This window comes from Neorhizobium sp. LjRoot104 (genome assembly GCF_964253725.1).
In the GTDB taxonomy this organism is placed as follows: Bacteria; Pseudomonadota; Alphaproteobacteria; order Rhizobiales; family Rhizobiaceae; genus Neorhizobium.
In genome coordinates, this window is the sequence record NZ_CAXURS020000001.1 from 1,650,451 (window position 1) to 1,663,932 (window position 13,482).

The following is a 13,482-nucleotide window of genomic DNA, read 5'->3' on the forward strand; positions in this document are numbered from 1 at the left end:
GTTCAAGATTGACGGCAAGTACCCCGCTTTTACTAGGGGTTTGTCCGAGGATTTTTCAATGACCGCGCAGTGGGAAAACATCGTGATTGACAAGTCGGCCATGCCGGCTGTGCCGATGCGCGTCTATGAAGGAGCTGCCAAGGCCAAGGCGCCGCCGCTGGTTCTTTATCTGCGAGGCGGGGCGTTTCTCAATGAGCAGCGCGGCGAAAACGAACGTCCGGTTGCAAAAGCACTGGCCGAATCCGGGGCCGTCGTACTCGAAGCTGACTACAGCAGCGTCTCGCAAAACATGTTTCCGCAAGCGATGGAATGCGCGTTTGCGGCGCTTCAGTGCCTTGCCGGCCGGCGTAAGCAGTTCGGCAGCGCGAAGTCCCTGCTTTTCGTCGCGGGTGACGAGGCGGGCGGCAATGTCGCGGCGGGCGTGGCGCTGAAGGCGCGTGACCTGATGCCGGGCGAGCTCAGCGGCCAGATCCTGCTGTCGCCGATGATCGACCCGATGATGACGACGCAGTCCTTCCGCAAGGCGGATGCGATCGGCATGGGTGAACGCTGGGCGGAAGGCTGGAGCCATTATCTCGGTTCCCATTGCGGGTTCCAGCATCCTTATGCGGCACCCTGCCTCTGTTCGCGGCTTTCGGGTGTCGCACCGGCACTCATCGTTACATCGGAGGACGATCCGCTGCGCGATGAAGCGCTCGGTTATGCGGTTCGTCTGAGTGAGGCCGGCGTTTCGGTCAGGCGGAAGATTTTCCCGGCCAGCTGCGGCTGGACGGGCATTTATAGAGAAGGCGACGGCAAGTGGATGAAGACGCTCTGCGCCGAATTCACCGATTTCGTCCAAGAATTAAGTTCGAAGCATAGCATATTTGAAGGCAAATAACGGCTAACTCCCAAGGCCGTAAGGAGACTACAGATGACATCGAAGATCAAAAGCTGGGCCCTTTGGGGCACTGGACTGAGCACGGCTGCACTGATCGCCGGCGCTTCGGTCTATCTCGATCTGCCGCAGGGCGCCAATGCCGCGCCTGCGACGGCAGCCGCCGCGGCTCCGGCCGTCCCGGTGACGGTCGCCACCATGGAGCCGCACAGCGTTTCCACCTGGCAGGAATTCTCCGGGCGGTTGGAAGCCGTCGATCGCGTCCAGATCCGGCCGCGCGTCACCGGCACCATCCAGTCGGTGCATTTCCGCGAAGGCGGACTGGTGAAGCAGGGCGACCTGCTCGTCAGCATCGATCCGGAACCCTACCAGGCGGCGGTCGCTCAGGCCGAAGGCCAGGTGGCCTCGGCGCAGGCGAGGGTCGAACTTGCCAATACCGAACTCGATCGCGGCAATAACCTCGTCTCCAAGAACACTATCTCACAGAGCGATCTCGCCCAGCGCCAGAGCGCCCAGAGCGAGGCGCTGGCCAATCTCCAGTCCGCCAGGGCTGCATTGAAGACGGCGCAGCTCAATCTCGACTATACCGAGATCCGGGCACCGATCGCCGGTCGGGCCGGCAGGCTGGAGATCACCGTCGGCAACCTGGTAGCGGCAGGCGCCTCGTCCGCCCCGCTGACGACGCTGGTTTCCGCCGATCCGATCTATGCGAGCTTCGACGCCGGCGAAGAACTGGTGTCGCGTACACTCGCCGACCTTCCGCTCGTCGACGGCGTGCCGGCGATCGATCAGGTACCGGTCGAGGTGAACACGCTTGCCGCCAATGGCACGCCGATCCGCGGCAAGCTGCAGCTCATCGACAACGAAGTGAATGCTTCGAGCGGCACGATCCGTGTGCGGGCCGTCTTCGACAATCCCGGTGGCAAGCTGATCCCCGGCCAGTTCGTGCGGGTCCGCATGGGCCAGCCGAAGGCGCAGGATCACCTGATGGTCAGTGAAAAGGCCGTCGGCACCGACCAGGACAAGAAGTTCGTCTTCGTGGTCGATGCTGCCAATACCGTTGCGTACCGGCAGGTGGAGCTGGGCACGGTAGTGGACGGCATGCGGATCGTCGAAAAGGGCCTCAATCCGGGCGACCGGATTGTCGTCAACGGCCTGCAGCGGATCCGTCCGGGCGCCGTTGTCCAGCCCGAGGAAGAGGCGAAGGTCGCCAACAAGTAATGCTCTAAGCGGCGGCTAGTCCGCCGTTTTTCCAACACTCATCCAGTTCCGGTTCGTGGAGCTTGCGGCCTTGTCGGCCGCGAGCCAGGGCCGTTTCGCCTCTTGTTCAACCCCGGAGAGAGGGCTTTGACATGAATATTTCCAGGTTTTTCGTCGACAGGCCCGTTTTTGCGGCCGTGCTGTCGATCCTCATCGTGATCGCGGGCCTTATCGGCATGCGGTCGCTGCCGATTTCCGAATATCCGGAAGTCGTGCCGCCATCTATCGTGGTGCGCGCCGTCTATCCTGGCGCCAACCCGACCGTCATCGCCGAGACCGTCGCAACGCCGCTCGAAGAGCAGGTGAACGGCGTCGAGGACATGCTCTACATGTCGAGCCAGGCGACGTCAGACGGCGTGCTGACGCTGACTGTGACGTTTAAGCTCGGCACCGACCCCGACAAGGCGCAGCAGCTGGTGCAGAACCGCGTCAGCCAGGCGGAACCGCGACTGCCGGCGGAAGTACGTGCACTCGGCGTCACGACCGTCAAGAGCTCGCCCGACTTCATCATGGTCGTCAATCTCGTCTCCGACCGCTACGACATCACCTACCTGCGCAACTACGCGACGTTGAACGTCAAGGATCGGCTCACCCGCATCCAGGGCGTCGGACAGGTTCAGGTTTTCGGCGCCGGCGACTATTCCATGCGCGTCTGGATCGATCCGCAGAAGGCTGCCGAACATTCGCTTGCCGCAAGCGACATCTCGAACGCGATCCGTGGCCAGAACGTCCAGGCGGCCGCCGGCATTATCGGCGCATCGCCCAGCCGGCCCGGTGTCGACCTGCAGCTCAACGTGAATGCCCAGGGGCGTCTGCGCACGCCGGAGGAATTCGGCAACATCATCGTCAAGAGCGGTGAAAACGGCGAGATCACGCGGCTGCGCGACGTCGCCCGTATCGAGCTCGGTGCGGCCGACTATACCTTGCGCTCGCTGCTCGACGGCAAGCCGGCTGTCGCCGTTGCCGTTCTTCAAGCGCCCGGTTCGAACGCGATCGAAATCGCCGACAACGTCCGCGCCACGATGGACGAACTTCAGAAGGCGATGCCGGAAGGGGTCAAATACGAGATCGTCTACGATACGACCAAGTTCGTGCGCGCCTCGATCGAGAAGGTCATCGAGACCTTGCTTGAAGCGATCGCGCTCGTCGTTCTCGTCGTCATCCTCTTCCTGCAGACCTGGCGGGCATCGATCATCCCGCTGATTGCCGTTCCCGTCTCGATCATCGGGACGTTTGCGGTGATGTACGCATTCGGTTTCTCGATCAACGCGCTGACGCTTTTCGGCCTCGTGCTGGCGATCGGCATCGTTGTCGACGACGCGATCGTCGTGGTGGAAAACGTCGAGCGTAACATCGAGAACGGGCTTAGTCCCCGGGACGCGACCTATCGCGCCATGAAGGAAGTGTCCGGCCCGATCATCGCGATCGCACTGGTGCTGGTCGCCGTCTTCGTGCCGCTCGCCTTCATCAGCGGCCTGTCCGGCCAGTTCTACCGGCAGTTCGCGCTGACGATCGCCATTTCGACGGTCATCTCGGCGATCAACTCGCTCACCTTGTCGCCGGCGCTGGCAGCCCTTCTGCTGAAGGACCATCACGCCAAGAAGGATTGGCTGACGCGCTTCATGGATGCGATCTTCGGCTGGTTCTTCCGCGGCTTCAACCGCGCATTCGGGGCCGCCTCGAACGGCTACGGCCGCACCGTCGGCGGGCTGCTGTCCCGCAAGAGCCTGGTGATGATCATCTACCTGGCGCTCGTGGCGATGACCTACAGCATGTTCAACGCGGTGCCGAGCGGTTTCGTGCCGGCGCAGGACAAGCAGTACCTGATCGGTTTCGCTCAGCTTCCTGACGGCGCGACCCTCGACCGCACCGAAGAGGTGATCAAGCGGATGAGCGACATCGCCCTGGAACAGCCGGGTGTCGAGCACGCCATCGCGTTCCCGGGCCTGTCGATCAACGGCTTCACGATCGGCTCGAACGCCGGCATCGTCTTCGCGGTGCTCGATGATTTCGACAAGCGCGAGACGCCGGAGCTTTCGGGCGGTGCCATCGCCATGGCGCTGAACCAGAAATATGCCGGCATCCAGGATGCGTTCATCGCCATGTTCCCGCCGCCGCCGGTCAACGGCCTCGGAACGACGGGCGGGTTCAAGCTGCAGATCGAGGATCGCGCCGGCCTGGGCAACCAGACGCTGGACGAGGCGGCCAAGGCGGTCATCGCCAAGGCCTACCAGACGCCGGAACTCGCCGGCATCTTCTCGAGCTTCCAGATCAACGTGCCGCAGCTCTATGCCGATCTCGACCGCGCCAAGGCCGAACAGCTCGGGGTCTCGGTGACCGACGTCTTCGAAACCCTGCAGGTCTATCTGGGTTCGCTCTACGTCAACGACTTCAACGCCTTTGGCCGCACCTATAGCGTCCGGGTGCAGGCGGATGCACAGTTCCGCGCCAAGCCGGAAGATATCGGCCAGTTGAAAGTCCGTTCGCAGTCCGGCCAGATGATCCCGCTTTCGGCCCTCCTGAAGGTGGACGCGCAGACCGGCCCGGAACGCACGACGCGGTACAACGGCTTCCTCGCCGCCGATGTCAACGGCGGTCCGGCGCCGGGCTTCTCGTCAGGCCAGGCGCAGGCCGCGATCGAAAAGATCCTCGCGGAGACGCTGCCTTCGGGGATCGACTACGAATGGACGGACCTGACCTACCAGCAGATCCTCGCCGGCAATTCCAGCATCGTGGTCTTTCCGCTGGCGTTGCTGCTCGTCTATCTCGTGCTCGCTGCCCAGTATGAGAGCCTGACGCTGCCGCTCGCGATCATCATGATCGTGCCGATGGGTGTCCTTGCCGCCTTGACCGGGGTCTGGCTCACCGGTGGAGACAACAACATCTTCACCCAGATCGGGCTCGTGGTCCTTGTGGGTCTCTCGGCGAAGAACGCGATCCTGATCGTGGAATTCGCCCGGGAACTGGAGTTCGAGGGGAGGACGCCGTTCCAGGCGGCGGTCGAGGCAAGCCGGCTGCGGCTGCGTCCGATCCTGATGACGTCCATGGCCTTCATCATGGGTGTCGTACCGCTCGTGGTATCAACCGGTGCGGGCGCGGAAATGCGCTCCGCCATGGGTATCGCGGTGTTCTCCGGCATGATCGGGGTGACGTTCTTCGGCATCTTCATGACGCCGGTCTTCTACATGCTGGCACGTTTGCTTACCGGCAGCCGTCCTCTGCGGCAGCACGGTACGGAGGAGGCGGCTCCCGCTCTCTCTCCAGCGGAGTAAGGTCTACCTCCGGCGCCGCGCGGGTTCTTTCCACCGGGAACCCGCGCGGTATTTCCAAAATGGTCGAACGCATCCCAAAAGGATGCGTTCGACCATTTTTTTTGGATCGTTGTTTTACACGTCGTTATTGCAGAACCGCAGGCGCTTTGCGCGACATGCGTCAGAGAGCACCGCCGTCGATGATCAGGGTCTGGGCCGTCATGGCGGCGGAGGCGTTCGACGCGAGGAACAGGCAGGGCCCGACCAGGTCTTCAGCCACCAGCACCCGCTTCAGGGATTGGCGCGCGACCATCGCAGCGATGCTGTCGTCATTCAGCCAGAGTTTCTTCTGCCGTTCGGTGACGATCATGCCCGGCAGGATGGCGTTGACGCGGATGTTCTCCGGCCCGAGCTTTCCGGCGAGGCTCTTGGTCAGGCCGATGATCCCTGCCTTGGCGGTCGCATAGGCGGGCAGTCCGCCCATGTTGAGCAGGTAGGCGATCGAGGAGAAATTGACGATCGCACCGCTGCCCGTCCTGCGCAGGTGCGGCACCGCGGCCTGGGAGACGAAGAACATCTGCTTGATGTTGATCGCCTGGGCGTTATCCCAGTATTCCTCGGTCACCGTCTCGAAGTCATGGCGGTCGTCCCAGCCGGCATTGTTGACCAGCACCGAGAGCGACCCGAGTTCCTGCACAGCCCCGGCGACGGCGGCTTTCGTTTGCGCGACGTTGCGCAGATCGGCTTTAAGGTAGACGACGGGATGCCGGGCGGCCCCGGAAAGACGTTCCACCAATTCGCGGCTGGGGTCGTCGGCAATATCGATGAATGCGACCTTGGCGCCCTGTGCCGCAAAACCTTCCACCAGGGCGGCGCCAATGCCTGAACCGCCCCCGGTGATCAGCACGCCACGATCGGCGAGGTCCGTGTGCGTCATGGAAATCTCGGCCAAAACACCCTCCTTGCCCGGCTTGGACGCCAAGTTCTAACGCTTCGAGGCGTGAAGACAAGGACGCCCGACAAACTCTCGCCATCTGAAGACGCGATGGTCGAGCCATGACCATTGCGACAGGAATAGCCGTCGGCGTCGGGCTTGGCACAGTGCTCGGGACAGCCGTTTTCGACAACATTGGTATCGGCGTTGCCGTCGGCATCGCGATCGGCGTCGCCGTCTCCCAGTTCCTGCGTTCGCGATCGAAATAGCGTCAACCAGATCGGAGGTCCTTTGCCGGGAATTGCCTTTCCGCATCATTGCATCTACTCGGAAAGGGCGCAGTTCCGGCCATCTCGCGAGTCGGAATGCGACGCCAAAGGAATTTCCCGTGCCTCTTCCTGCCTCCGAACTCTCCCTTCCCGAAAAGACCTATGCCGCTTTCCTGTTCGACATGGACGGCACGATCCTGAATTCGATCGCATCCGCCGAACGTGTCTGGGGACGCTGGGCGGCGAAGATGGGTTTCGACGTGGAGGCATTCCTGCCGACCATGCATGGCAAGCGCGGGATCGACACGATCAGCGCACTGAACCTGCCCGGCATCGATCCGGCCGCCGAGGCGGAGGGCATCCTGCGCGGCGAGATCGAGGATGTCGAAGGGGTCGTGCCTATCCCCGGCGCGGTGGAATTCCTGTCGGCGCTGCCGCCGGAGCGTTGGGCGATCGTCACGTCCTCTCCGATCGAACTCGCCAAAGTGCGGCTTGCCGCGGCGGGCATTCCGCAGCCGCGCTACATGGTAACCGCTGAAGACGTCACCGTGGGGAAGCCCAACCCGCAGGGTTACATCATGGGTGCGGAACGGCTCGGCGTCCGGGCGTCGGACGTGCTGGTATTCGAGGACGTGCCTGCCGGCATCCAGGCGGGCGAGGCGGCAGGCGCCGACGTCATGGTCATCACCGCCACCCACTCCCACCCGATTGAAACCGGGCATTCCAAGATGCCCGGCTATCTCGATGTGGTCGCGCATATCGGCGAGGACGGACGGCTTTCGGTCCGTCTCAAGGGCTAGGCATCAGGCGGGCTGGGTCGAAGCCCGCATGATGCTGACCGTTGCGAGCCACAATACGACGCCGAGGCCGAGCAGGCAGGCGGCGATCAGATACTGGACCGGATCGCGGCCGGTCCACGGGCCTGCCAGGAAGGCGCAGGAGATGGCGCCCAATATGGGCAGAACGGTCGGCGTGCGGAAGTGCTTGTGTTCGACCCTATCCTTGCGCAGGACGAGCACCGCGACGTTGACGATCGCGAAGACGCAGAGAAGCAGCAGCGCCGTGGTGCCGCCGAGCGCCGGCACACCGCCGGCAAACAGGATCAGCGCGACCGCCAGCAACGACGTGAAACCGATCGCGACATAGGGCGTGCGACGGCCGGGATGGACCTTGCCGAGCACCGGCGGCAGGACCCTCTCGCGGCTCATGCCGTAGATCAGGCGGCTCGCCATCATCATGTTGATCAGTGCGGAATTGGCCACCGCGAACATGGTGATGACGGCAAAGATACCGATCGGGAAGCCCGGCGCGCCGGCCTGCACGACCTTCAGCAGCGGCGTTTCCCCCTGGCCGAGTTCATTGGCCGGTACCAGCGTGATCGCCGAGATCGCCACCAGCACGTAGATCAGGCCCGTTACCGCCAGGCCGGTCAGAAGTACCTTCGGGAACATGCGGCTCGGCTCCTTGCATTCCTCGGCCATGTTGACTGAGTCCTCGAAGCCGACCATGGCGAAAAAGGCAAGGGTGGTGGCGGCAATCACCGGCCAGAAGACGCCGCCATTTCCCGGGGCGGCAAATGTCCAGGCGCGCGACACGTCACCCTGGCCGCCGGCGATCGCCCAGAAGCCGATCCCGATGATGATCAGCAGGCCGGTCAGTTCGACCACGGTCAGCAGCACGTTCATCTTGACGCTTTCTCCGACGCCCCGGAAATTGATGGCGGCAACCAGAGCGATGAAACCGACCGCGATCAGCGGTACGCCCCAGGCGCCGAGCTCGAGGCCGAGCGAGGTCGCGAAGTTGGAGGCGAAGGCACGCGATGCGGTCGCCGCCGAGGTGATGCCCGACGACATCACCGCGAAGGCCACCAGGAAGGTGACGAAGTGGATGCCGAAGGCCTTGTGGGTATAAAGCGCCGCGCCAGCCGCACGCGGATATTTGGTGACCAGTTCGAGATAGCTGAAAGCGGTGAGGAGGGCGACGAGGAAGGCGATCAGAAAGGGCAGCCAGACGACCCCTCCGACCTGCGCGGCCACCTGACCGGTCAGCGCATAGATGCCCGTGCCGAGAATATCGCCCACGATGAACAGCAGCAGCAATCCAGGCCCCATGACCCGTTGGAGTTCCGCCTTCTGTTCGCCCAATTCCGCGACAGGCTCTTTCATAAGTTCCTCCTGATATTGTCGTTTCCCTTAACCGCAGCTGTTCAATGAGAACAAGCCCCGGTTGTTCCCGAGAAAAATGCTGCGGTTTCAGGCCGTTCCGCCTTCCGCCCGAACGCGTCACGGGAAATTTTCATTAAAATATTGCACTTGGTGCAAATATATCCTAAGTGTGACTGTGTAGGGGCTGCACCGCACAATTCTGCAGTCGATTGCAAATCTTTCCGGAGCGGAGGCTCCTCATGCCTTGGAATTGCCACGCGGGCTGTGAAGGTCGGCGCAATACTCGATTGCATTTTCAAACCGGTGAGTCTCTGACCATGACAGCAGATGCCGCATTCTCCGATTTCCTGCATTTCTTCCGTTCCTGGATAAGCAATCCATTGCGGGTTGCGGCGGTGGCGCCCTCGGGGGATTCGCTCGCGCGGCTGATGACCCAGGAGATCGCTCCCCTCGATGGTCCGGTCATCGAACTCGGTCCGGGCACCGGCGTTTTCACCCGCGCGCTGCTGGCGCGCGGCGTTGCCCAGTCCGACCTCACGCTGATCGAATATGGTCCGGAATTCGTTCCCGGCCTGCAGCGGCGGTTTCCGGAGGCACGGGTGCTGCAGATGGATGCGGCGAAGCTCGCCCATGAGGATATTTTCGAGGGCGAACCGGTTGGCGCGGTCATCAGCGGCCTGCCGCTGCTCTCCATGTCGCCCCGCAAGATTACCGCCATCCTCGGCGGCGCCTTTACCTATATCCGTCCGGGCGGTTCATTCTATCAGTTCACCTACGGTCCGCGTTGCCCGGTGCCGCGGCCGATCCTCGACCGGCTGGGTCTGAAGGCCGTGCATATCGGCCACACCGTGCGCAACCTGCCACCGGCCGCCGTCTACCGGATTTCCCGCCGCAAGCCATTGGACTTGACGCGGGAGCGTTCCAGATATCGTGCCGAGGCAGAGGCCGGTCCGGTCCACAATGCCGACGAAGCGGACGGCTGAACAAAATCGGATGCCATGACCAGGACGACTGATGGCGCCAGGGAAGGCCGGCGGGAAATCAAGCGTCGGCAAACCCGGCAACGCATCGAGGAAGCGGCGATGAGCCTGTTCCTCGAGCGCGGTTTCGACGCCACGACCATCGAGGAAATTGCCGAGCGCGCCGAGGTGTCGAAACGCAGTTTCTTCGACTATTTCCCGTCCAAGGAAGAGGTCGTGTTCGCCTGGCAGGACGGTTTTGCCGACCATCTGATGGCGGCCATCGCATCGCGACCGGCTGACGAGCCGGCGGTCAAGGCCGTGCAGCACGGCCTCGTCAGCGCCATCGTCTCGGCAGCCGACGAAAGAGCGATGGCGCTCGGAGAACTGATCCGTCGCACGCCGACGCTGAAGGCCCGCGACCAGCTCAAATATGCCAAGCTCGAGCTGAAGCTCACGGAAGCGCTCAAGGCTCGAAGCCGGAGCGACGAAGAGCGGTTTCGGATGCGGTTGCTGGCCGCCGTCGTGATGGGCGCCCTGCGGGCCGGCGGGGAGATCTGGAACGAGCAACAGCCTGGCACTTCGCTCGAAACCTTCGCGCATCAGTTCTTCGGCGATTTCTGGAAGGCGCTTGCCGATTTCGGCAACGAGGGCAGGGTTTCCTGATCAGATCAAGCTGAGCGTCGCCGCAGCGAGCACCACGTAGCGCAGCGCCTTGCCGATGAAAACCAGGATCAGGAAAGTCGGGAGCGGTTCCTTTAGCACGCCCGCCGCGACCGTGATGGCGTCGCCGCCGATCGGCAGCCAGCTCAGCAACAGCGACCATTTTCCATATTTTCGATACCAGGCCTGAGCTGTGTCCAGCTTTTCCTCGCTGACCGGAAACCAGCGGCTGTCCCGAAACCGCTCGACGCCCCGGCCGAGCAGCCAGTTGACCGCAGCGCCCGCCGTGTTGCCGACCGAAGCAACCAGCAGCAGACCGACGAGCGAGTACCGGTCGGCCAGGATAAGGCCGACCAGGATCGCCTCCGACTGCATCGGAAAGATCGTGGCGGCAATGAACGCGGCGGAGAACAGTCCCGCATAGGCGGCGAAATCGAACATGATGGAGCTATAGCGGAGCCAAATGAAAAAGGGCGGATGAAAATCCGCCCTTTTCCGTTTTTATAACAAGCAGGCTCAGGCCTGGCTTGGGCGCTCGCCGTCGCCGACGGCCTTTTCGCCGGCGGCTTCGGCCTGCGCCTTGTGGCGGGTGCGCCAGTCGCCAAGGAAGAGCAGGATCGGCGCGGCGATGAAGACCGAGGACGCGCCGGCCACGAGAATGCCGAATGCCATCGGCACCGCGAAGCTTTCCACCGCGCTGCCGCCCCAGATCGCCATCGGCAGAAGCGACAGGAAGGCGGTGGCGTTGGTGTAGAGGCTTCGAGCCAGCGTTTCGTTGATCGACTTGTCGATCAGCTCGCGCAGCGGCATCGACTTGTAGAGCCGCATGTTTTCACGCATGCGGTCATAGACGACGACCTTGTCGTTGACCGAATAACCGACCATCGTCAGCACCGCTGCGATCGCCGTCAGATTGAAGTCGAGGCCGGTGATGGCAAAGAAGCCCACCAGCTTGGTGACGTCAAGCACAAGGGTGACGATGGCGCCGACCGCGAACGGCCATTCGAACCGCACCCAGATGTAGATCAGCATCGCGACGCTGGCGATGAAGACCGACAGGAAGCCGGCAATGGCAAGTTCGCCGGAAACCTTCGGACCGATGACGTCGGTGCCCTGGACGGTGGCGGTCGAATCGATCTTGACAACCTCGTCCTTCAGCTTGGTGACGGCCGCCGTCTGCGCCTCTTCGCCGCCCTCCTGCCGCTGGGCGCGGACCAGGATGGTGTTCGGATCGCCGAAGGACTGCAGCGTGATTTCGCCGAGATCGAGCGTATTCAGACCTTCGCGGAACTTGGCGAGGTCAGCCGGCCCTTGAGTCTTGACCGACATCTGGATGCCGCCGCGGAAATCGACGCCGTAATTCAGGCCCGGATAGAAGAACAGGCCGACCGAGGCGATCGACAGGATAGCGGAGACCGCTACACCAAAGAACCGCGCTTTCATGAACTGGATATGCTTGTCGTAGGGGCTGAACCGGAACATCGACTGGATGTTGATGACCTTCAGCTTGTAGCGGCGCGCGATGGCGATCATCGTGACGCGGACGAATGCGACCGAGGTAAACATCGAGATGATCAGGCCGAGACCCATGGTGACGGCGAAGCCGCGCACCGGGCCGGAGCCGAAGTAGAACAGGATGGCCGCGGCGATGAGCGCGGTCATGTTGCCGTCGACGATGGTCGAATAGGCGCGGTTGAAGCCGACGTCGATGGCCGCGAAGGCGCCGCGACCTTTGCGCGTTTCTTCGCGGATGCGCTCGTTGATGAGAACGTTCGCGTCGACGGCGAGGCCGATGCCGAGCACGATACCGGCGATGCCGGGCAGGGTCAGCGTCGCGCCGACCAGCGTCAGCGCGGAGAAGGTGAGGATCGTGTGGACCAGCAGTGCGAGATTCGCCAACAGGCCCCAGGTGCCATAGAGCACCAGGATGAAGACGGCGACGAGGACGAAGCCGACAAGGCCGGAATAGAGGCCCATCTGGATCGCATCGGCACCCAGGTCGGCGCCGACGGTGCGTTCTTCGATGACGGTGAGCTTGGCAGGCAGTGCACCGGCGCGCAGCAGCGCGGACAGCGTATTGGCTTCCGACACCGAGAAGCCGCCGGAAATCTGGCCCGAACCGCCGGTAATCGGCGTGCGGATGACCGGCGCGCTCAGCACCTTGTTGTCGAGCACGATCGCGAAGGGACGACCGACATTCTGCTGGGTGATCTGGGCAAAGCGGTTGGCGCCGGCAGAATCGAAGCGGAAGTTGACGACCGGCTCGTTGGTCTGCTGGTCGAAGGCGGCGCGGGCGTCCGTCAGCCGGTCGCCGGAAAGCTCGACGCGGTCGAGGACCGGATACTGGTTGCCGCGCTCGTCGGAAAGCATGGTGACGCCGGCCTCGCCCTGCTGGCCGAGCAGATGGAAGCTCATCTTGGCGGTCGAGCCGAGAAGCTGGCGCAGCCGGGTCGGATCCTGCTCGCCCGGAAGCTGGACGAGAACGCGGTCGGAGCCGATGCGCTGAATGGTCGGTTCGGCGACGCCCACCTGGTCGACGCGCTGGCGGATGATTTCAAGCGACTGATCGACGGCGGCGGTGATGTGCGAATTGATGCCGGCTTCGGTCTGGGCGACCGAGATCGTGTTGTCGGAAGGCGTGGTGATGGCGAGGTCGCTGGCGCCGACGGTCGTGCCGAAGTTGACCGGGTTGGCCAGCGTCTGGAGTTCGGTCACGGCTGCACCGCGCTGGGCCGCGTCGCGCAGGGCGATCGTCACCGTGTCGCCCGTGCGGCGGATGGCTGTGGTCGTGATGTTCTTTTCACGCAATACGCGGCGGGATTCCTGCAGCAGGCTCTGGACCCGTTCGTTGATCAGGTCGCCACGGTCGACTTCCAGCACGAGGTGCGAGCCGCCGCGCAGGTCGAGGCCGAGCGAGACGCGGCTGTGCGGCAGCCAGGCGGGAAGGCGGTCAAGCGTCGGCTGCGGAATGACGTTCGGCAGCGCCACCAGAATGCCGAGGAAGATGATGACGAGATAGGTCGTCACCAGCCACGGGGAATTTCTCATATTTCTAATCCTGCTGAGCCCATGGCGCGCGCGAGACGATCGGCATGGGTGGTCTT

General features: G+C 63.2%; 11 protein-coding genes. 7 read left to right on the forward strand and 4 right to left on the reverse strand.

Features of this window, described 5'->3' with window-relative positions:
* The first annotated feature begins 58 nt into the window (after positions 1–58).
* The 3 genes from ACSQ8R_RS08395 (at position 59) to ACSQ8R_RS08405 (ending at position 5,409) form a co-directional block, all read left to right on the forward strand.
* Positions 59–880 carry an alpha/beta hydrolase fold domain-containing protein gene (locus ACSQ8R_RS08395; RefSeq protein WP_436252920.1) on the forward strand — a complete coding sequence of 274 codons (822 nt, stop codon included), beginning with the start codon at positions 59–61 and terminating at the stop codon, positions 878–880.
* Between the two features lie 33 nt (positions 881–913).
* Positions 914–2,098, forward strand: a complete 1,185-nt coding sequence (locus tag ACSQ8R_RS08400; RefSeq protein ID WP_436252921.1) for an efflux RND transporter periplasmic adaptor subunit — start codon at positions 914–916, stop codon at positions 2,096–2,098.
* A gap of 131 nt (positions 2,099–2,229) precedes the next feature.
* Positions 2,230–5,409, forward strand: coding sequence for an efflux RND transporter permease subunit (locus tag ACSQ8R_RS08405; RefSeq protein ID WP_436252922.1), 3,180 nt, complete (start codon positions 2,230–2,232; stop codon positions 5,407–5,409).
* 160 nt (positions 5,410–5,569) lie between these two features.
* Here ACSQ8R_RS08405 and ACSQ8R_RS08410 read toward each other — a convergent pair whose 3' ends face one another.
* Positions 5,570–6,325, reverse strand: a complete 756-nt coding sequence (locus ACSQ8R_RS08410; RefSeq protein ID WP_436252923.1) for an SDR family NAD(P)-dependent oxidoreductase — start codon at positions 6,323–6,325, stop codon at positions 5,570–5,572.
* A 119-nt stretch (positions 6,326–6,444) separates the two neighbouring features.
* On the opposite strand from ACSQ8R_RS08410, the gene ACSQ8R_RS08415 reads away from it, so the two are divergent.
* Both ACSQ8R_RS08415 and ACSQ8R_RS08420 read left to right on the forward strand, forming a co-directional pair.
* On the forward strand, positions 6,445–6,591 hold the full coding sequence (locus ACSQ8R_RS08415; protein ID WP_345921709.1) for a hypothetical protein: 147 nt from the start codon (positions 6,445–6,447) through the stop codon (positions 6,589–6,591).
* 119 nt (positions 6,592–6,710) lie between these two features.
* Entirely contained in the window at positions 6,711–7,391 is a 681-nt protein-coding gene (locus tag ACSQ8R_RS08420) for an HAD family hydrolase (RefSeq protein WP_436252924.1), read from the forward strand.
* A gap of 3 nt (positions 7,392–7,394) precedes the next feature.
* Here ACSQ8R_RS08420 and ACSQ8R_RS08425 read toward each other — a convergent pair whose 3' ends face one another.
* Positions 7,395–8,756, reverse strand: a complete 1,362-nt coding sequence (locus tag ACSQ8R_RS08425) for an APC family permease (protein ID WP_436252925.1) — start codon at positions 8,754–8,756, stop codon at positions 7,395–7,397.
* 317 nt (positions 8,757–9,073) lie between these two features.
* On the opposite strand from ACSQ8R_RS08425, the gene ACSQ8R_RS08430 reads away from it, so the two are divergent.
* Both ACSQ8R_RS08430 and ACSQ8R_RS08435 read left to right on the forward strand, forming a co-directional pair.
* Positions 9,074–9,739 carry a class I SAM-dependent methyltransferase gene (locus ACSQ8R_RS08430; protein ID WP_436252926.1) on the forward strand — a complete coding sequence of 222 codons (666 nt, stop codon included), beginning with the start codon at positions 9,074–9,076 and terminating at the stop codon, positions 9,737–9,739.
* Between the two features lie 15 nt (positions 9,740–9,754).
* Positions 9,755–10,381: a TetR family transcriptional regulator gene (locus tag ACSQ8R_RS08435; protein WP_436252927.1), complete on the forward strand. Its 627-nt coding sequence runs from the start codon at positions 9,755–9,757 to the stop codon at positions 10,379–10,381.
* On the opposite strand, the gene ACSQ8R_RS08440 is transcribed toward ACSQ8R_RS08435, so the two are convergent.
* Both ACSQ8R_RS08440 and secD read right to left on the reverse strand, forming a co-directional pair.
* On the reverse strand, positions 10,382–10,819 hold the full coding sequence (locus tag ACSQ8R_RS08440; protein ID WP_436252928.1) for a YqaA family protein: 438 nt from the start codon (positions 10,817–10,819) through the stop codon (positions 10,382–10,384).
* Between the two features lie 75 nt (positions 10,820–10,894).
* Positions 10,895–13,426 carry a protein translocase subunit SecD gene (secD, locus tag ACSQ8R_RS08445; protein WP_436252929.1) on the reverse strand — a complete coding sequence of 844 codons (2,532 nt, stop codon included), beginning with the start codon at positions 13,424–13,426 and terminating at the stop codon, positions 10,895–10,897.
* Between the last annotated feature and the right edge of the window lie 56 nt (positions 13,427–13,482).

Excerpts from the sequence above, each read along its gene's own strand:
- ACSQ8R_RS08395 (WP_436252920.1), top strand. The coding sequence starts at position 59 with ATGACCGCGCAGTGGGAAAACATCGTGATTGACAAGTCGGCCATGCCG.
- ACSQ8R_RS08400 (WP_436252921.1), top strand. The coding sequence starts at position 914 with ATGACATCGAAGATCAAAAGCTGGGCCCTTTGGGGCACTGGACTGAGC.
- ACSQ8R_RS08405 (WP_436252922.1), top strand. The coding sequence starts at position 2,230 with ATGAATATTTCCAGGTTTTTCGTCGACAGGCCCGTTTTTGCGGCCGTG.
- ACSQ8R_RS08410 (WP_436252923.1), bottom strand. The coding sequence starts at position 6,325 with ATGACGCACACGGACCTCGCCGATCGTGGCGTGCTGATCACCGGGGGC.
- ACSQ8R_RS08415 (WP_345921709.1), top strand. The coding sequence starts at position 6,445 with ATGACCATTGCGACAGGAATAGCCGTCGGCGTCGGGCTTGGCACAGTG.
- ACSQ8R_RS08425 (WP_436252925.1), bottom strand. The coding sequence starts at position 8,756 with ATGAAAGAGCCTGTCGCGGAATTGGGCGAACAGAAGGCGGAACTCCAA.
- ACSQ8R_RS08430 (WP_436252926.1), top strand. The coding sequence starts at position 9,074 with ATGACAGCAGATGCCGCATTCTCCGATTTCCTGCATTTCTTCCGTTCC.
- ACSQ8R_RS08435 (WP_436252927.1), top strand. The coding sequence starts at position 9,755 with ATGACCAGGACGACTGATGGCGCCAGGGAAGGCCGGCGGGAAATCAAG.
- ACSQ8R_RS08440 (WP_436252928.1), bottom strand. The coding sequence starts at position 10,819 with ATGTTCGATTTCGCCGCCTATGCGGGACTGTTCTCCGCCGCGTTCATT.
- secD (WP_436252929.1), bottom strand. The coding sequence starts at position 13,426 with ATGAGAAATTCCCCGTGGCTGGTGACGACCTATCTCGTCATCATCTTC.